Origin of the sequence: Bacillus sp. SG20033 (genome assembly GCF_044570195.1) — a bacterium.
GTDB lineage: Bacteria > Bacillota > Bacilli > Bacillales > Bacillaceae > Bacillus > Bacillus subtilis.
In genome coordinates, this window is the sequence record NZ_CP172606.1 from 3,204,732 (window position 1) to 3,222,500 (window position 17,769).

At 45.8% G+C, this 17,769-nt stretch carries 11 protein-coding genes, 21 tRNA genes, 1 rRNA gene and 2 pseudogenes; 3 read left to right on the forward strand and 32 right to left on the reverse strand.

Going from position 1 to position 17,769, the window contains the following annotated elements:
- Positions 1-62 precede the first annotated feature (62 nt).
- Genes menB through ACFVP7_RS16935 form a run of 4 tightly spaced genes read right to left on the reverse strand, consistent with a single transcriptional unit; the run spans position 63 to position 4,879 of the window.
- Positions 63-878 (reverse strand): 1,4-dihydroxy-2-naphthoyl-CoA synthase, encoded by an 816-nt coding sequence (gene menB / locus ACFVP7_RS16920; RefSeq protein ID WP_396582541.1) that lies wholly within the window; start codon positions 876-878, stop codon positions 63-65.
- A gap of 34 nt (positions 879-912) precedes the next feature.
- Entirely contained in the window at positions 913-1,737 is an 825-nt protein-coding gene (menH, locus tag ACFVP7_RS16925; RefSeq protein ID WP_396582543.1) for a 2-succinyl-6-hydroxy-2,4-cyclohexadiene-1-carboxylate synthase, read from the reverse strand.
- The gene (menD, locus tag ACFVP7_RS16930; protein ID WP_338730726.1) at positions 1,725-3,467 is read right to left on the reverse strand and encodes a 2-succinyl-5-enolpyruvyl-6-hydroxy-3-cyclohexene-1-carboxylic-acid synthase; all 1,743 of its coding nucleotides are present in this window, start codon (positions 3,465-3,467) and stop codon (positions 1,725-1,727) included. The genes menH and menD overlap by 13 nt, the downstream gene beginning before the upstream one ends.
- Positions 3,464-4,879, reverse strand: a complete 1,416-nt coding sequence (locus ACFVP7_RS16935; RefSeq protein WP_338730727.1) for an isochorismate synthase MenF — start codon at positions 4,877-4,879, stop codon at positions 3,464-3,466. Before ACFVP7_RS16935 ends, menD begins: the two co-directional genes overlap by 4 nt.
- Before the next feature lie 289 nt (positions 4,880-5,168).
- Between ACFVP7_RS16935 and ACFVP7_RS16940 the strand changes: the two genes are divergently transcribed.
- On the forward strand, positions 5,169-5,888 hold the full coding sequence (locus tag ACFVP7_RS16940; RefSeq protein WP_003229046.1) for a yteA family sporulation protein: 720 nt from the start codon (positions 5,169-5,171) through the stop codon (positions 5,886-5,888).
- A gap of 8 nt (positions 5,889-5,896) precedes the next feature.
- Here the strand turns inward: ACFVP7_RS16940 and ACFVP7_RS16945 are convergent.
- A pseudogene (locus ACFVP7_RS16945) lies at positions 5,897-6,716 on the reverse strand (UTP--glucose-1-phosphate uridylyltransferase).
- Between the two features lie 43 nt (positions 6,717-6,759).
- Here ACFVP7_RS16945 and ACFVP7_RS16950 point away from each other — a divergent pair.
- A pseudogene (locus ACFVP7_RS16950) lies at positions 6,760-6,954 on the forward strand (CotS family spore coat protein); the annotation flags it as partial.
- 79 nt (positions 6,955-7,033) lie between these two features.
- The gene (locus ACFVP7_RS16955) at positions 7,034-7,501 is read left to right on the forward strand and encodes a TspO/MBR family protein (protein ID WP_070547679.1); all 468 of its coding nucleotides are present in this window, start codon (positions 7,034-7,036) and stop codon (positions 7,499-7,501) included.
- A 30-nt stretch (positions 7,502-7,531) separates the two neighbouring features.
- Here ACFVP7_RS16955 and glgP read toward each other — a convergent pair whose 3' ends face one another.
- From glgP to rrf, 27 genes are all read right to left on the reverse strand, one after another.
- Positions 7,532-9,928: a glycogen phosphorylase GlgP gene (gene glgP, locus ACFVP7_RS16960; protein WP_283933697.1), complete on the reverse strand. Its 2,397-nt coding sequence runs from the start codon at positions 9,926-9,928 to the stop codon at positions 7,532-7,534.
- Entirely contained in the window at positions 9,915-11,369 is a 1,455-nt protein-coding gene (gene glgA, locus ACFVP7_RS16965) for a glycogen synthase GlgA (protein WP_396582547.1), read from the reverse strand. Before glgA ends, glgP begins: the two co-directional genes overlap by 14 nt.
- The gene (gene glgD / locus ACFVP7_RS16970; protein ID WP_396582549.1) at positions 11,366-12,397 is read right to left on the reverse strand and encodes a glucose-1-phosphate adenylyltransferase subunit GlgD; all 1,032 of its coding nucleotides are present in this window, start codon (positions 12,395-12,397) and stop codon (positions 11,366-11,368) included. The genes glgA and glgD overlap by 4 nt, the downstream gene beginning before the upstream one ends.
- Before the next feature lie 23 nt (positions 12,398-12,420).
- Positions 12,421-13,563 carry a glucose-1-phosphate adenylyltransferase gene (locus ACFVP7_RS16975; protein WP_003229018.1) on the reverse strand — a complete coding sequence of 381 codons (1,143 nt, stop codon included), beginning with the start codon at positions 13,561-13,563 and terminating at the stop codon, positions 12,421-12,423.
- Entirely contained in the window at positions 13,560-15,443 is a 1,884-nt protein-coding gene (gene glgB, locus ACFVP7_RS16980; RefSeq protein ID WP_396582551.1) for a 1,4-alpha-glucan branching enzyme, read from the reverse strand. The genes ACFVP7_RS16975 and glgB overlap by 4 nt, the downstream gene beginning before the upstream one ends.
- Positions 15,444-15,674: 231 nt before the next feature.
- Positions 15,675-15,746: transfer RNA gene (locus ACFVP7_RS16985), tRNA-Glu, on the reverse strand.
- Between the two features lie 25 nt (positions 15,747-15,771).
- Positions 15,772-15,862, reverse strand: a tRNA-Ser gene (locus ACFVP7_RS16990).
- 3 nt (positions 15,863-15,865) lie between these two features.
- A tRNA-Asn gene (locus tag ACFVP7_RS16995) sits at positions 15,866-15,940 on the reverse strand.
- A gap of 12 nt (positions 15,941-15,952) precedes the next feature.
- Positions 15,953-16,029 (reverse strand) — tRNA-Ile (locus tag ACFVP7_RS17000).
- A 15-nt stretch (positions 16,030-16,044) separates the two neighbouring features.
- Positions 16,045-16,118: transfer RNA gene (locus ACFVP7_RS17005), tRNA-Gly, on the reverse strand.
- 10 nt (positions 16,119-16,128) lie between these two features.
- Positions 16,129-16,204 (reverse strand) — tRNA-His (locus ACFVP7_RS17010).
- Between the two features lie 17 nt (positions 16,205-16,221).
- Positions 16,222-16,297 (reverse strand) — tRNA-Phe (locus ACFVP7_RS17015).
- Between the two features lie 12 nt (positions 16,298-16,309).
- Positions 16,310-16,386 (reverse strand) — tRNA-Asp (locus ACFVP7_RS17020).
- 11 nt (positions 16,387-16,397) lie between these two features.
- Positions 16,398-16,474 (reverse strand) — tRNA-Met (locus tag ACFVP7_RS17025).
- 17 nt (positions 16,475-16,491) lie between these two features.
- Positions 16,492-16,584: transfer RNA gene (locus ACFVP7_RS17030), tRNA-Ser, on the reverse strand.
- A gap of 6 nt (positions 16,585-16,590) precedes the next feature.
- Positions 16,591-16,667, reverse strand: a tRNA-Ile gene (locus ACFVP7_RS17035).
- A gap of 2 nt (positions 16,668-16,669) precedes the next feature.
- Positions 16,670-16,746, reverse strand: a tRNA-Met gene (locus ACFVP7_RS17040).
- 20 nt (positions 16,747-16,766) lie between these two features.
- Positions 16,767-16,839, reverse strand: a tRNA-Ala gene (locus tag ACFVP7_RS17045).
- 5 nt (positions 16,840-16,844) lie between these two features.
- Positions 16,845-16,921: transfer RNA gene (locus ACFVP7_RS17050), tRNA-Pro, on the reverse strand.
- A gap of 15 nt (positions 16,922-16,936) precedes the next feature.
- Positions 16,937-17,013 (reverse strand) — tRNA-Arg (locus tag ACFVP7_RS17055).
- A gap of 9 nt (positions 17,014-17,022) precedes the next feature.
- Positions 17,023-17,108 (reverse strand) — tRNA-Leu (locus ACFVP7_RS17060).
- 14 nt (positions 17,109-17,122) lie between these two features.
- A tRNA-Gly gene (locus ACFVP7_RS17065) sits at positions 17,123-17,197 on the reverse strand.
- Between the two features lie 5 nt (positions 17,198-17,202).
- Positions 17,203-17,289: transfer RNA gene (locus ACFVP7_RS17070), tRNA-Leu, on the reverse strand.
- 10 nt (positions 17,290-17,299) lie between these two features.
- Positions 17,300-17,375 (reverse strand) — tRNA-Lys (locus tag ACFVP7_RS17075).
- Between the two features lie 37 nt (positions 17,376-17,412).
- Positions 17,413-17,488 (reverse strand) — tRNA-Thr (locus ACFVP7_RS17080).
- A gap of 32 nt (positions 17,489-17,520) precedes the next feature.
- Positions 17,521-17,596: transfer RNA gene (locus ACFVP7_RS17085), tRNA-Val, on the reverse strand.
- A gap of 22 nt (positions 17,597-17,618) precedes the next feature.
- A 5S ribosomal RNA gene (gene rrf, locus ACFVP7_RS17090) occupies positions 17,619-17,734 on the reverse strand.
- Between the last annotated feature and the right edge of the window lie 35 nt (positions 17,735-17,769).

A 17,769-nucleotide genomic window follows, 5' to 3' on the forward strand; every position in this document is an offset into this window, starting at 1 on the left:
ATTGAAAAGAAAACAGCTTGGACCGCAAAGTCTCAAGCTGTTGGTTTACTAAGTATTGCTGATCACGGGAAACGAGGGAACTGTCCGAAATCAGGTTTGCGTTTTTCCTTAAAGGAATCACGGCCTTCTTTTGCTTCATCTGTTGTGTAGTAAAGAAGGGTAGCATCCCCTGCAAACTGCTGAATTCCAGCAAGTCCGTCTGTGTCCGCGTTAAACGCAGCTTTAAGAAAGCGCAGTGCGGTCGGGCTTTTTTCAAGCATTTCTTCACACCATTTAATCGTTTCTTCTTCAAGCTGTTCCAAAGGAACGACTGTGTTGACAAGACCCATGTCCAGTGCTTCCTGTGCGTTGTACTGACGGCATAGGTACCAGATTTCACGTGCTTTTTTATGCCCTACAATTCGAGCCAGGTAGCCAGAACCGTAACCTGCATCGAAGCTTCCCACTTTAGGGCCTGTTTGTCCAAAAATTGCGTTGTCCGCAGCAATTGTCAAGTCGCATACGATGTGAAGCACATGGCCTCCGCCGATCGCATATCCGGACACCATTGCAACAACCGGTTTCGGGATGACGCGGATTAAACGCTGAAGATCCAATACGTTAAGACGCGGGATCTGGTCGTCTCCTACATATCCACCGTGGCCGCGCACTTTTTGGTCTCCGCCAGAACAAAATGCCTTGTCCCCTGCACCGGCAAGCACGATAACCCCAACGTTTTGGTCGTCTCTTGCGTCAGCAAACGCATCAATCATTTCAGAAACCGTTTTAGGGGTAAACGCATTATGTACCTCAGGTCGGTTGATTGTTATTTTTGCAATGCCATTATACGTTTCATACAATATCTCATCGTATGTCCGTTTTGTTTTCCATTCAGCCATATGATGACCTCCTTTTATTCTCTATGTGAATGAGTCAGATGCTTGTCAAAAACTCACTCACTATTTTACCAAACAATCGCGGCTGTTCCACATGGACCGTATGTCCTGCTTTTGGAACAATCTCTATTCTACTAGAAGGAAGCATCTTATGCACCTCTTGATTGATGGCGCAAAATTTTTCGTCCCACTCCCCGCAGATCAGAAGCACAGGAACATCTATTTTCTCTACACGGCTCCACAAGGAAGGCTGTGAACCGGTGCCCATGCCGGTTAAACTGTTCGCAAGCCCAATCTTATTGTTCCGCAGACGGCCCGATCGTATCCTGTGCCGAATATCTTCAGCCAGCCTCTGCTGAGATGAAAACAAAGGGATATTCTCCCAATACGCAACAAACGCTTTGAGCCCGTCTCTTAAAATAAAATCAGCAAGCTTCCGGTCCCGCATAATTCGTTCCCGCCGTTCCCCAAGTGTTTTGAGCCCCGGCGTCGTGCTTTCAAGCACAAGTGCCGATACCCGCTCGGGATATGTCATCGCAAAAGAGTAAGCAAGCCTTCCTCCCATAGAATACCCAATCAATTTCACTTTGTGAAGTTTTAATTGATCAAAAATCTCGGCAAGGTCAGAAACTTGCCGGCTTGTGCTGTATCTTTTCCCATTCAGCGGGGCATCGGTTTCCCCATGTCCTAAACAATCAATTTTGATCAAGCTGGAATCAGGCAGCATCTCATCAAGAAAAGTCCATGATTGTTTGCTGCCGGTAAACCCATGCAGACAGACGACGGCTTCGGAAGCATTCGGTCCCTCGTCTGCCACTGCATATCGGACACCATCCGATACCGTTATGTTTACAGTTCCCATTGTTTTTTCACTTCCCGCACAGCCTCATTCAGCATATCGCGATGCAGCTGGACTCTTGATTGGCGATCCGTTTTGATTTCAATCAAATGGAGTCCGGGCTTGTCTGCCTGCGGCGCGTAAGCTGTTTTGAATTCATCCCAAGAAGCCGGGCATGAATACGTTCCGCCGTAAAGTGCAGCCGCATGCTTGAAATCGAGCCCTGTCGGTGTGCCGAACAAATCTTCAAAGTGTGTCTTTTCAGAAGCCTGCGGCAAAAAGGAGAAAATCCCTCCTCCGTCATTATTGACAAGAATCACAGTAAGAGGAATACCAAGCTTTTTGGCCGCCAGCAGGCCGTTTAAATCGTGATAAAAAGATAAATCTCCAATCACAAGGGTAACAGGCGCTTTTGTTCCTTCACATACCCCCATGGCAGAGGAGACAACACCGTCTATCCCGTTTGCTCCCCGGTTTGAATAAATCAGGAAAGGGCGGTCCTGCTTTTCAAAAAACGTATCAACATCCCTGATCGGCATGCTGTTTCCCACAAACAGCGAGCTGTTTTCAGGCACAAGATGCTGAAGGATTCGATAGAGATTGCCTTCAAACGAAACATCTTCACTGCTGATTGTTTGCAGATGCTCGCGGAACCGCCCATTGACAAACTGCCACTTTTCCAGCCACTCTGAGGATCTGGTGGCAGCAGTAAGGCCTGCCATGATCTCCTCAGCAAAAACAGACGCATTACAATGAATCATATGCGCGCTTGCCTGTGTCGGGTCTCTCCACCCTCCATCCTCGTCAATCACGATTTGCTGAATCGCCGGATCATCCTTAAGCCATAAAAAAACCGGTTTTGAAACAGGCATCGGTCCAAACCGAATGACAACATCAGGACGAAGTTTCCGCTTCAGCTCATCATCTTTTAAAAACGAATCATACGCATCAATAACAGTGCTTTTATCATGAACACCATTCCGCAGATTAGACAGCGGATCCGCTAAAATTGGATACTGAAGCGCTTTTGACAGCGCAATAATGTTTTCCTTATCCGCATCACTATGGAGCTCTCCGCAGACGATCATTCCTTTTTCAGCCTCTGCGAGCATCTCAGCCACATCAGACAGGGACTCTCGGTCAACAGACTGCGTACCCGTTTTCACAGACACATGACGGCCTGTTCTCATTCTTCCAAACGGCTCATCTGAAAGATCCGGCATCAGCGGCTCGCGCAGCGGCACATTCACATGGACAGGCCCCATCGGGCGCTTTTGAGCTTCTCCGGCAGCGCGGCTTGCCAGCGTTCGGATGTATCTCAGCATTTGCGGAGACTCTTCAGGAAGAGCAGAGTCTGTGAAAAACTTAACAAAGTTACCGAATAAGAAGTGCTGATTAATAGCCTGCGGTGCGCCTACTTCGCGCAGCTCATGAGGCCGATCAGCAGTTAACACAATAATAGGCACCCTTGAATAATGGGCTTCAACCACAGCCGGATAAAAGTTGGCCGCGGCTGTTCCAGATGTGCAGATCAATAGTACGGGACGCTGCTTCGCTTTTGCCAAACCTAAGGCAAAAAATCCGGCAGATCTTTCATCAATTTGGACATGGACGCTGATATCGGGATGCGCGGCACAAAGAACAGCCAGCGGTGTAGATCTTGAGCCCGGACAAACGACGGCGTCGGTAATTCCGGAAAGGGCGAATTCATCAATAAAACTTCCGATGTAATGAGTAATCGGGTTGACTGTCAACGCCTCTCACCTCCTAATGCAGAGATCATCGGCTTTAATTTAATCTGTGTTTCTTCATATTCCGAGATTGGTTCCGAGTCTTCCACAATACCGCACCCGGCAAACAGCCTTGCTGTGCTTCCTTCGATAAGCCCTGAACGAATGGCTACCGCGAATTCCCCGTTATCCTGGCTGTCAATCCAGCCGATAGGGGCCGCATACCAGCCGCGAGACATCGGTTCAATCTCCCTGATCACGTCAACAGCTTTTTCCTGAGGTGCTCCCCCGAGCGCCGGAGTGGGGTGCAGCTTCTCAATTAAGTCAAAAATCGATGCAGACTCGCGCAGCTGTCCGACAATCGGCGTAAACAGGTGCTGAACGCTTTTTGTTTTGTACAAAACAGGTCCATCAGGCTTTTCAACCTCTGAACAGCTTGATACAAAAGCATTATGAATCATACCTACCACAATATCATGCTCAAGCAGGTTTTTCTCATCGTTTAATAATTCAAGGCCTATCCGGCGGTCGTCTTCTTCATTCACGCCTCGTTTAATGGAGCCTGCCAGACAGGAAGACATGACAGTGCCGCCGTCTCTTTTGATCAGTCTTTCCGGAGACGCGCCGACAAAAGTTTTGCCTTCTTGTTCAATTGCAAAAACATAGCTTGTCTGCTGATCGTCCAGAAGCGTCTTAAGCACCGGTTCAATTTGGATTGGACCGTCAAACGTGAGCAGCAGCTCTCGGGCAAGAACAACCTTATCATATTGTTTCTCTTTAATTTGGCTTGTGGCCGTTTCGATTGCTTTCAGCCAATCTTCCTTATCCAGCTCTTCGGCTGCTGCAATCACAGCCTGATCTTCTTGCTTGAAATCGGGAACCATAAATTCCGCCGCAAAAGCTTTTAAGCCTTCTAAAACAGCTTCTGCGTCTTCTCCTCCGCTTACCCATTTGTTAACTGTTAAGAACGGGCCTTCAGCAGTCATCGTCAGCATAAGCGCAGGCACAAAGAAATCCCCTTCCGAGAAATGGTCCCATTGTGAACCTCTTTCTTCGCAAGGGTCAAAAGAAAATCCTCCGAATAACACAGGTCCCACTGCAGAATGCTGCAGCTTTTCTTCTTCATAAATATGAAAAGCCGTCTTTTTAAAGCGCTCCCATTGTTCAAAAACCTCACGATACCGCTCGCTGTTTTTTTGATTTGTCTGGAAAACCGCTTCTTTGCCAAGACCGACTATTGTCAATTCACTTTCAGGATCTGACCAAAAAAATCGATTGCCTGTATATTTTTTTGCTCCGTAATTGAAAAATGATAGAGGGTCAAGAGACTCGATTTGTCTCGAATAGCTTATTAAGACAGCATGGTTGACTTCTTTGGCTTTATGTAATGCATGTAGAACTTCCTTTCGGAACGTACGCTGCACCGTTGTCACCATGAGACATTCCTCCATAATCCTTAAAATGCTTTTAATACCATACACCTGTGTCTCCTTTGTGTCAAACACAGATCATGCAGTCCAAATGGCCTGCCTTACCTATTATAAACCTAATTTCAGAAATGAAAAAGAAACAAAGCTTAAATTTCTTTCTCCACTGATAGCAAAGGTTGTATCCGCTTACCATAAAAGGAAAACCTCCTATATTCCTCCACCCGCCATTTATGAAAGTTCTCAGGCGATCTGTTCATACTAAAGGTATGCATCACAGAGAAACGAGGCGATCACATTGCTTACGAAAGAACAGCTTCAGCATTTAAAAAATGAACTGGAACAAACGAAAAAAGATATCTTAAACCGTTTCAAAGACAATGACCATTTTCAGCTTAACTCAGCCTTTCCTTATGATTCGTGGGGTGAGCTTTCGGCATACGACAACCATCCCGGCGATCAGGCGACAGAACTTTACGAGCGTGAGAAAGACATCGCTCTAGACTTGCATGAGAGAGAGCACCTTCGGGACATTGAGCATTCATTGAAGGCGATAGAAAACGGTACGTATGGCATTTGTGAAGTCAGCGGAAAGGAAATCCCTTTCGAACGACTTGAAGCGCTTCCGACTGCCACAACCCTCGCGGAGTATTCGTCACAGGACGTGGTTTCCAAAGACCGTCCGATTGAAGAAGAAACACCATTCGGGCAATTTGAATTTGATGATGATGAAGAAATCAGAGCGCCATATGACAGTGAGGATTCCTATCAGGATGTCGAAAAATATGGTAACTCACAAACGCCGCAGGATATGGAAAACCCTCCGCTCAGCTATGATGATATGACGATGAATGCCGAAGAGAATATCGGCAATACGGAGTCTTACGAAAATTTCATCGCTACAGATATCACTGGAAAAGAAATTACCGTTTATCAAAGCAGAGCCCATGAGCGCTATGAAGAAGAACTTGACGAAGAGGGAATCATGACCACATTCGGCGATCTCCACGCTGATTGAACCCCCGATTATTGGGGGTTCTTTTCCGTTTTCAGCATATCGTAAATCAGCTTCAGATAATCCTTTTGCAGGCCGATGTCATACCGCTCGCCCTCTAGCAATTTCCCGTATACGGTACATGCCCCGAGCGAAGCTTTTATCGCATCCGTTACCTGCACTTCTCCTCCGCTGTCAGCTTCTAATGCCTCCAGCTCATTAAAAATATCCGGTGTGAAAATATAACGCCCTGCTGCGGCAAAATGAGACGGAGGGTTTTGTTTAGGCTTTTCCACAATATCCTGTATGCGATAAAGCCCTTTTTCAACAGGCTCCCCTTTTATCACCCCGTAATGATGTAAATCCTCCGTTTTTGTTTCTTTTAAGCCGATCACACTGGACTGATATTTCGTATACGCTTCAATCAGCTGCCCCAAAGCCGGCTGACTGGCGGAAAAAATCAGATCATCAGGCAAAACGACGGCAAAAGGCTCTTTGCCTGCAAATTGCTTTCCGAAAGAAATGGCGTCGCCAAGACCCTTTGCATAAGGCTGGCGCACATAGTGAATCCGTATATCCGGAATGGGATGCTCACTAAGCAAATGCAGTTTATTCTTAGAGGCCAAAAAAGGCCTCAAGTGCCAAAGAGGAATCAAAATAGTCGACAATCAGATTTTTATGGCTCGATACAACCATCAAAATGTCCTCAATGCCTGACTCCTTTAATTCTTCAACAAGATAATGAATCACAGGCTTAGATCCTACCGGAAACATTTCTTTCGGAATCACCTTCGTCACCGGCAAATTTCTCGTGCCGAATCCGCCTGCAGGAATGATCGCTTTTTTTATCATGTTATTTTCCCCTCAGCTCATGTTTATTACATGATATTCCAAGAGCGCATACGAATCCAGAGCCCAATTAACTGAAGAACAAAAACAAGTCATGTTTATTGATATGCTGTTTCCTTACGAGCTTTACGATGTCATTCGCGAAAAATACGTCCGCAAGTCTGCTTTACCGAAGGAAGAATTAGAATCAGCTTTTGAATATGAACGCATTAAAGCAAACGCATTGCAGCAGCTTATTTAAGACCATCATTTCCCCCGCATATCGGGGGTTTGATCTTTATAAGATAAAGGGTAAATAAATACATGCGGAGGTTGCAAATATGAAAAAGATTGTCGGCGCTTTAGCCGTTTTTGTGATTACATATGCGCTGTTTTCAGCCGCAGGCTACCTGTTTCCTGTGGACCAAGAATGGTACAATTCATTGAAAAAACCGGACTGGACGCCAAGCGGAACTGCGATCGGCATCATTTGGGCCATCCTGTTTGCCCTGATCTCCCTTTCAGCAGCCATTGTATATGCTGCGTTTTCATTTAATGGTGCGAAAAGCTTTTGGTTTACACTTTTGATAAATTACGTGCTCAATCAAGCCTTCAGCTATTTCCAGTTTACACAAAAAAATCTGCTGGCTGCATCGCTTGACTGCCTGCTTGTCGCCATCACAGCAATCGTATTACTGATCATTGCCAAAAAATACAGCAGAGCCGCAAGCTATCTTCTTTTGCCTTATTTTTTATGGAGTGCATTTGCGACGTTCTTATCCTTTACAATCAATTCAATGAATCTGTGAACAAAAAAAGCCGCTTATACAGCGGCTTTTTCACATCATCGGCTTGATGCCCCAAATGTCCTTCGCATATTCCCGGATCGTGCGGTCGCTGGAGAAATATCCAGAATGAGCAATGTTTACAATCGAACGCTCAGACCATTTCCTTCGCTCTCGATAATCAGCTTGAATTCGCTCCTGCGCATCTGCATATGAGCTGAAATCCTTCAGCACAAAATACTCATCATTATGCGGAAGCAGCGAGTCAAAGATCGATTCAAATTCATCTGCTTCTCCTTCAAAAAAACCATTGATCAGCTGATCCGCTACCTGCCTGATTCTCCTGTCATGCTGATAATATTCCCTCGATCTATAGCCGCCGTTTTCCTGATACGATAGAACCTCATCCGCCTTTAAGCCGAACGTGTAAATACAGTCAGGGCCCACCCGCTCAAGGATCTCGATATTTGCGCCGTCATGCGTGCCGATCGTCAAAGCCCCGTTCATCATAAACTTCATATTCCCTGTACCAGACGCTTCCTTGCTTGCGGTTGAAATTTGCTCACTTACATCTGATGCCGGAAAAATTCGCTCAGCCATAGAAACTCTATAATTTTCTAAAAAAACAACTTTGATCAGCTGTTTGACCGCTGGATCATAATTGACTTTTTCTGCGACAGAATGGATCAGCTTAATGATTTTCTTGGCATAATAATAGCTTGGTGAAGCCTTTGCCCCGAAAATAAAGGTTTGCGGGTAGATTGAAAACCCCGAATCCTCCTTGAGGCGGTTATACAAATACATAATGTGAAGAACATTCAGCAGCTGCCGTTTATATGCATGAAGCCGTTTCACCTGTACGTCGAATATGCTCTCAGGGTTCACAACCACCCCGGCCGTGCAAAAAATCAAATCGGCAAGCTCTTGTTTTTTCTTGCTTTTGTTGTTTTGAAACTGTTCAATAAATGCAGGATCAGTGGCGTACGGTTCTAAACGGATCAGCGATTCTGGCTGCTTGACCCATTCATCACCGATCGCCTCTGTAATGATGGCAGACAAGCCTGGATTCGCTTTTAACAGCCAGCGCCTGTGGGCAATTCCATTCGTCTTATTGTTAAAACGATTCGGGAACAGCAGGTGAAAGTCGCGCATCTCCCTTTCCTTTAATATATCGGAATGTATTTTTGCAACGCCATTTACACTGTAGCTGCCTACTATGGCCAGATGAGCCATTTTGACAACACCATGCGCTGTAATCGCCATGTCCTCTATCCTTTTCCAGTCTCCCGGATACTTTTCCCAAACTGCGCGGCAAAACCTTTCATTGATCTCTTCAATAATCATATACATGCGAGGAAGCAGCGGCCTAAACAAATGAATCGGCCATTTCTCAAGCGCTTCTGACAATGTTGTATGATTCGTATAAGAAATCGTATGTACAGTGATATGCCAAGCTTCTTCCCAGCTCATGTTCTCTTCATCGAGCAAAATACGCATCAGCTCAGGCACCGCTAGCGCAGGGTGAGTGTCATTAATATGAATGCTCACTTTTTTATGCAGGCCGGATAACGATTTATGTGTTTTTCGGTAATTGTTCACAATGCTTTTTAAGCTTGCGCATACCAAAAAATACTGCTGCTTCAGACGTAAAATTTTCCCCTCATCATGGGTGTCATCGGGATATAAGAATTCAGAAACCGCTTCTGTTTCTCGCTTATAAGACAAAATATTACCGCCGTGATAATGCGCATAGGGCTCGGCGTTCCAAAGCCTTAACGTATTGACAGTGCCCGTTTCATAGCCGATGATCGGGATATCATAAGGAACAGCGGTAACAATTGTCGCTTGTTCGTGGCGAAAATGCAGGCGCCCGCTTTTTTCTGTCATATGCACCTCGCCCCAAAACGGCACGTCCACTGCTTGATCTGCATTCCTTACTTCCCATACGTTCCCGTTTTTCAGCCATTGCTCAGGCAGCTCCACCTGATGTCCGTCTACAATTTTTTGCTCAAACAAGCCATGCTTATAACGGATGCCCATCCCGTGCCCCGGCAGGTTCAACGAAGCAAGAGAATCTAAAAAGCATGCGGCCAAGCGGCCAAGCCCGCCGTTGCCGAGACCTGCATCGTTCTCTATCTGAAGGATCTCCTCTAAATTGATGCCGATTTCCTTTAAACCAGCTTCTACAACATCACGAACACCAAGATTCATTAAGTTTTGCTCAAGGAGCTGACCGAGCAGAAATTCGATTGATAAATAATATGTCTGCTTCCCGGAATTTGATCTGCTTTTTTCATTCGTTTCGATCCAATCAGCGCTGATATACTCTCTGACCATATTGCCCAACGTTTTATATTGATCCAGCTTGGCAGAATCTTTAAAGCTTTTTCCGCACGTCATTTCCAGACGCTTTAAAAATAAGTCTGCAAAGCGTTCTTTACTCGAGAACATCCCGTCCACTCCTTGTCACCTGCTCAAAAATACGCTGATACTCTTTAGCCGACTTCCCCCAGCTGTAATCTGCATTCATTGCGGTCTTCACGATGCTCTTCCATACATCCTGTTGGCGATAAAACGACAGCGCCCTTTCTATCGTAAATTTCAGATCATGCGCATTAAAGGCGGAAAACGTAAAGCCATTGCCCGTTCCCTCTTCCTCCTGATAGGCACGAACAGTGTCGTAAAGACCGCCCGTTTCCCTGACAATCGGAATGGCGCCATATTGAAGAGCAATGAGCTGCCCCAAACCGCACGGCTCAAATTTCGACGGCATTAAAAACATATCAGAGCCCGCATAAATTTGATGGGCTAGCGGCTCATCAAACCCGATATAAGCTCGGCACTTCTCATGAAAAGCAAATTCTGCATACCGGAAATAATCTTCAAATTCACGTTCTCCTGTGCCTAGCACAACCAGCTGTATGTCTTGCTCCTCAAGAAGTTCGTGCATAATTCTGCGGACAAGATCAAGTCCCTTTTGTTTAGTGAGCCTTGTCACCATACTGATCAGCGGAATATCGTTTTTCTCTGGAAGCCCCATCCGCCGCTGAAGCTTCGTTTTGTTTTCCAGCTTGCATGCAAGATCCCCTGAATCGTATTGCGCCTCTATATAAGGATCGCTTTTCGGCTGATAGAACGTATCATCAATGCCATTTAGTATGCCGGTTACATCATTTTCCCTATATTGCAAAACCTGTTCCAACTGCTCACCATAATACGGAGTCAATATTTCATTTCTGTAAGTGGGGCTCACAGTTGTCACATGATCAGCCGCAATGATGCCCGCCTTCATAAAATTAACAAATCCGTTGCATTCTAACCTTTCATAATGAAAATGATCCATCTCAAGACCCAGCAAGTCATGTGTGACATCAGGAGGGAATATGCCTTGAAACTGCAGGTTGTGGATCGTGAGCACGCTTTTCATCCGTTCATAAAAAGGATGTTTTCTGTACTCCTCTTTCAGCAAATAATTGACCATCGCTGTATGCCAATCGTGAGTATGAACAATATCGGCTTGAACATTCACAACTTTGGCAGCCTCCAGCACAGCTCTTGAAAAAAAGGCAAACCGCTCACCGTCATCATAATGCCCGTACAACGAATCCCTGTTGAAATAGTACTCATTGTCGATGAAGTAATAATTCACATCATCTTTGGCCATATGTTCAATTCCGCAATATTGCTGACGCCAGCCGACAGCTACCGTACACTCAGCCTTTTTTTTCATACGCTTTTTCCACGGTTCAGGTATTTGTCTGTACTTCGGCAGCATCACAGCTACTTCATTGCCTAATCGTGCAAGTGCCTTTGGCAGAGCACCTGCTACATCGGCAAGACCTCCTGATTTAACAAATGGGGTGCATTCTGACACAGCAAATAATATCTTCAAGAATTCATCAGCTCTCCTTGCACCAAACCTTTTCTTAATACAAGCGGCTGCTCAGCTGTTCCTGCAGCTTCCGTCGCCTTGCCGATTTTAACGTCCTTATCCGAAATGACCTGCTCAAGAAGACAATCCTCGCCAATCTGCGTTTTTTGCATAATAATACAGTTTTTCAGCTTCGTACCCTTTCCGACATGGACCGCCCTGAACAAAATGCAGTTTTCAACCTCTCCTTCAAGCACGCAGCCGTTTGCCACCAAAGAATTTTTGACAGTGCTGTGCTTTCCGTATTTCGTAGGCGGCTCATCCTTCACTTTTGTATAGATCGGCTGCTGCGGCAAAAACACCTGCTGCCAAAAACGAGGCTGAATGAGCTCCATACTGTGGGTATAATATTTTTCCACCGAATCAATGACAGCGGCATAACCTGAATATTCATATGGGCAAATGGTCAGGGCGGAAGATTCCTTTTCAACAGCCTCCTGAATGGTTTTATAGCCTTTTTCGCTATGTCCGTAGATCAGATCCTTTAAAAGCGCTGTTGACATGATATAGATTTGCAGCGACTGGCCGTCCTGAAATACCTCGGTGACGTCGCAGCCAACCTCCTGATGGCGTTTCAGCACATATTGAAATTGAATGTTGCATACGGTATGGCTGTTGGAGATAACAGCATATTGCTGCGTGCTTCTGTGGAAGTAATCTAGATGGTCCGAAAACTGGCGAAAGGATCCGAATTCATCGTATTCATGATGAAGATGGGGAGACGGGAAAAAAAAGAGGCCGTCCTTTTTCCGGTGCAAATCCCATTCCTTACCCGCCCCAAGGTGATCCATGAGCGAACGGTAACGATACTTCGGAAAAATGGCAACACTCCTAATATCCGCATTCACCATGTTGGAAAGCATAAAATCAATCAGTCGGTACCTGCCGGCAAAAGGGATCGCCCCGAGCGACCTCTGTGCTGTTAAATCCTGAAGAGAATGCTTATATGTGGTTTCATCTATAACACCTAACATTTGATTATTGAACACTGACTCTGCCCCCTCTTCAGTAATTAAATCAATTCTTTTTCTACAAATTCCTCTGAAACGAGCAGCACCTCTTCAATGTCTTTTTCGGAGCGAATCACTGCGCCATCCGGCAGCACCATCCCATTAGGAACGATGGCATTTTCAATGACTACATGCTCCCCAATCGTCACATCCGGCATTATGACGGATGATGTAACAGTCGTATGCTTACCGACAGTCACGCCTTGAAAAAGAACGGAGTGAGACACATTTCCATATACAACACAACCTTCGTTCACAAGCGAATCTTGAACCTGCGCATCAGATGAAATAAATTGCGGAGGCTGATTTGGATTGACGGAGTAAATTTTCCATTTGCGTTCAAACAGCTTCAGCTCCGAGTCCTCTTTTAACAAATCCATATTGGCTTCCCACAAGCTCTGCACCGTTCCGACATCCTTCCAATATCCCTTGAACGGATAAGCAGAAAGCTTCTTTTTCTCCTCCAAAAGCAGAGGAATAATGTCTTTGCCGAAGTCGTGGCTAGAATAAGGGTTTTGATCGTCCATCTCAAGATACTGTTTCAAAAGCGGCCAATTGAATATATAAATTCCCATTGAGGCAAGATTGCTCTTAGGGAATTTGGGCTTTTCATCAAAATGTGTGATCGTCCCATCTGGATTGGCCTTCATGATGCCGAACCGGCTTGCTTCCTCCCAGCCCACTTCGATGACAGAGATGGTCACATCTGCTTTCTTTTCAATGTGATAATCAAGCATTTTGCCGTAGTCCATTTTGTATATGTGATCTCCTGATAAAATCAGTACATACTCAGGATCATACTGATTCAAATAATTGAGATTTTCATAAATGGCGCTTGCCGTCCCTTTATACCATTTGACTTCTGATGACTCGGCATAAGGGGGTAAAACCGTCACGCCGCCATTATATCTATCCAGGTCCCATGCACTGCCGATCCCAATATAGGAATTCAGCTCAAGCGGCTGATATTGCGTTAAAATCCCGACTGTGTCTATGCCTGAATTAGAACAGTTGCTTAGGGTAAAATCAATAATCCTGTATTTTCCCCCGAAAGATACAGCCGGTTTGGCCATATTTTTTGTTAATCCGCTGAGACGGCTGCCCTTCCCGCCGGCAAGGAGCATGGCTACACATTGTTTTTTCATCTTTTTATCTCTCCTCTTTTTTTAACCGCCCGTAAAATCGAGATGCCGTAAGGGGGGATGGTCATCGTGATATAACACGGCTTATGATGAAGTGCTCCCTTTTTAGCCGATAACGGCTTTTTGTTGATTTGCCCTGAGCCTCCATATGTTTCACTGTCACTGTTAAGCACTTCAATGTATTGAGTAAAAAAAGGAACTCCAACATCATATTGATGATAGACCACGGGTGTAAAATTACAAATGATGACAAGCGCCTCACCGTGCTTTTTGCCATAACGAATAAAAGAAAAGATTGATTGTTCGTCATTATGGACATCAATCCATTCAAACGATTGTGCACGATGGTCATGCTCATAAAGGATTTTGCTTTTTTGGTAAAAGCGGAGAAGATCTTGCGTAAAAACGCTGGCTTTCTGATGCATGGGGAAGGAGTCCAAAAACCAATCAAGCTGTTCTGTATCTTTCCATTCATCAAATTGGGCAAACTCTGATCCCATAAAGATCAATTTCTTTCCGGGATGCACTGTCATATAGCCCAGCAAAAGCCGATACTGGGCAAATTTCTGCCAGTAGTCGCCAGGCATTTTATTAAGAAGTGATTTTTTCCCGTATACGACTTCATCATGAGAAAACGGCAATACAAAATGCTCACTAAACGCATATAGTAATGAAAAAGAGATAAGCTGATGACAATGCCGCCTTTCTTCGGGCGGCGTCTCCATGTATTTCAGTACGTCATTCATCCATCCCATATTCCATTTATAATGAAAACCAAGCCCCCCTTCCTCAACGGCACTTGTCACTTGAGGCCATTCTGTAGAATCTTCCGCAATCATCATCACATGGGGATATGCCTCTCTCATGGTTTGATTGAGTTTTTTTAAAAAATCAACAGCATATGGATTCGTGTGGCGTTCATCCTGATTTGGCCAATACAAGATATTAGCCACTGCATCAACCCTAAATCCATCTATATGATAGAATTCCGCCCAGTACAACGCATTCGAAATTAAAAAACTATGAACTTCCGGTTTTCCCAGGTCAAAGTTTGCCGTGCCCCATAACCAGTTCTCCCGATCACGTTCTTCTTTGTATTCATAAAGCGGTTCTCCATCAAACATATAAAGGCCATGTGCATCTTTACAAAAATGTCCGGGGACCCAATCCAAAATGACTCCGATATTTTGTTGATGACATTCATCAACAAACTTCATCAGATCATGCGGCGTACCAAACCTGCTTGTCGGGCTGTAATACCCCGTTCCTTGGTACCCCCATGAACGATCATATGGATGCTCATACACCGGAAGCAGTTCAATATGGGTAAACCCATGCTCCTTGATATAAGGGATAAGCGTCTGACTTAATTCTTTATAGGAGTAATGCCTGCCATCAGAATGCTTCTTCCAAGACCCAAGATGCAGTTCATAAATGAAAACAGGTTTTTCATACAGCGTCTTAGCCTTCTGTTTCTTTTGCCATTTTTGATCTTGCCAGCTATATCCTTCCAAATCGTAAGTAAGTGACGCTGTGTTTGGTCTGACTTCTGAATAAATAGCGTATGGATCTGCCTTCAGCCTGATCTCACCGTTATTCGTCACGATTTCATATTTATATCGTTCCTTTTCTCCTATACCTGGAATAAATAACGTCCAAATGCCATTATCATTCACTCTGTGCATCACATGCTCTTCTCCAGACCAGCTGTTAAAATCTCCAGCCACTCGTACTTCCGACGCATGAGGCGCCCACACACAGAATTCATATCCGCTTTTGCCATTCAGCTCGCGGTAATGCGAGCCAAACAGCTGATAGCTTTTAAACAGACTGCCTTCGTGAAAAAGATAAACATCATGTGCTGTCGGGCTGGCAGCGGCCATGTAATCATCCTTTCTGACATCATAGTTTTCATTTATAGTATTTATTCGAAGAAATAAAAAAAAGCCCTTTCCTGAAAGCGCTTATACTTATAGACAATTAACTTCATTTTCTGAAGAAAAACGAAATATATGGAGATTTTTGTAGTCTGTTTTTAAAATAAAGAACAAAATCTAAGACATATCATGATTTAGAAAATAAAAAAACCTTGCAGGATATGCAAGGCTTCTGGATGACCCGTACGGGATTCGAACCCGTGTTACCGCCGTGAAAGGGCGGTGTCTTAACCGCTTGACCAACGGGCCGATAATTATTATACCTGTAATCATATGGCGGAGAAGGAGGGATTTGAACCCTCGCGCCGCTTACACGACCTACACCCTTAGCAGGGGCGCCTCTTCAGCCACTTGAGTACTTCTCCATTTGGCTCCACAGGCAGGATTCGAACCTGCGACCGATCGGTTAACAGCCGATAGCTCTACCACTGAGCTACTGTGGAATACAAAAGTCATGGTGGGCCTGAATGGACTCGAACCATCGACCTCACGCTTATCAGGCGTGCGCTCTAACCAGCTGAGCTACAGGCCCATGACGATATAGAAATGGAGCGGGTGATGGGAATCGAACCCACGACATCAGCTTGGAAGGCTGAGGTTTTACCACTAAACTACACCCGCAATTTTTATTTGGGGCGATTGATGGGAATCGAACCCACGAATGCCAGAGCCACAATCTGGTGCGTTAACCACTTCGCCACAACCGCCAAAATATATTGATAAATGGTGGCTCGGGACGGAATCGAACCGCCGACACACGGATTTTCAGTCCGTTGCTCTACCAACTGAGCTACCGAGCCTAAGTATTTAAATGGCGGTCCGGACGGGACTCGAACCCGCGACCTCCTGCGTGACAGGCAGGCATTCTAACCAACTGAACTACCGGACCATTTTAAAATTTGGTTGCGGGGGCAGGATTTGAACCTGCGACCTTCGGGTTATGAGCCCGACGAGCTACCGAACTGCTCCACCCCGCGATGATTAGGAATATGTATGGCGGAGGAAGAGGGATTCGAACCCCCGCGGGCTTTGACACCCCTGTCGGTTTTCAAGACCGATCCCTTCAGCCAGACTTGGGTATTCCTCCGTATAGTGGTGGACCTTGTAGGACTCGAACCTACGACCGGACGGTTATGAGCCGTCTGCTCTAACCAACTGAGCTAAAGGTCCATTGGTAGCGGCGGAGGGGATCGAACCCCCGACCTCACGGGTATGAACCGTACGCTCTAGCCAGCTGAGCTACACCGCCAAATATTTTTTGAAACCAAGTGGAGCCTAGCGGGATCGAACCGCTGACCTCCTGCGTGCAAAGCAGGCGCTCTCCCAGCTGAGCTAAGGCCCCAAGAATGGTCGGGAAGACAGGATTCGAACCTGCGACCCCATGGTCCCAAACCATGTGCTCTACCAAGCTGAGCTACTTCCCGATTTCATATAGATCATGGCGCGCCCGAGAGGAGTCGAACCCCTAACCTTTTGATCCGTAGTCAAACGCTCTATCCAATTGAGCTACGGGCGCAACACTTAATGCCGAGGGCCGGACTTGAACCGGCACGGTAGTCACCTACCGCAGGATTTTAAGTCCTGTGTGTCTGCCAATTCCACCACCCCGGCGTGGATGGTATAGTTGGAGCGGAAGACGGGATTCGAACCCGCGACCCCCACCTTGGCAAGGTGGTGTTCTACCACTGAACTACTTCCGCAGAAATGGTGCGGATGAAGGGACTTGAACCCCCACGTCTGTAAAGACACTAGAGCCTGATTCTAGCGCGTCTGCCAATTCCGCCACATCCGCAACATGTAAATGGTGAGCCATGAAGGACTCGAACCTTCGACCCTCTGATTAAAAGTCAGATGCTCTACCAACTGAGCTAATGGCTCTTCTTACAAGAGACTTGAATATTATATCATATAAAAGTGGTGCCGGCAAGAGGACTTGAACCCCCAACCTACTGATTACAAGTCAGTTGCTCTACCAATTGAGCTACACCGGCATATATGTAAAACCGATATGTATAATGAAAAATGGTGGAGGATGACGGGCTCGAACCGCCGACCCTCTGCTTGTAAGGCAGATGCTCTCCCAGCTGAGCTAATCCTCCATACTTGCACTAACGTACAATTGCTTGGCGGCGTCCTACTCTCACAGGGGGAAACCCCCGACTACCATCGGCGCTGAAGAGCTTAACTTCCGTGTTCGGTATGGGAACGGGTGTGACCTCTTCGCTATCGCCACCAAACAAATGCCTTCAGGATGAAGGTACTGGGCGTTTCT

Excerpts from the sequence above, each read along its gene's own strand:
- menB (WP_396582541.1), bottom strand. The coding sequence starts at position 878 with ATGGCTGAATGGAAAACAAAACGGACATACGATGAGATATTGTATGAA.
- menH (WP_396582543.1), bottom strand. The coding sequence starts at position 1,737 with ATGGGAACTGTAAACATAACGGTATCGGATGGTGTCCGATATGCAGTG.
- ACFVP7_RS16935 (WP_338730727.1), bottom strand. The coding sequence starts at position 4,879 with ATGGTGACAACGGTGCAGCGTACGTTCCGAAAGGAAGTTCTACATGCA.
- ACFVP7_RS16955 (WP_070547679.1), top strand. The coding sequence starts at position 7,034 with ATGAAAAAGATTGTCGGCGCTTTAGCCGTTTTTGTGATTACATATGCG.
- glgP (WP_283933697.1), bottom strand. The coding sequence starts at position 9,928 with ATGTTCTCGAGTAAAGAACGCTTTGCAGACTTATTTTTAAAGCGTCTG.
- ACFVP7_RS16975 (WP_003229018.1), bottom strand. The coding sequence starts at position 13,563 with ATGAAAAAACAATGTGTAGCCATGCTCCTTGCCGGCGGGAAGGGCAGC.
- glgB (WP_396582551.1), bottom strand. The coding sequence starts at position 15,443 with ATGGCCGCTGCCAGCCCGACAGCACATGATGTTTATCTTTTTCACGAA.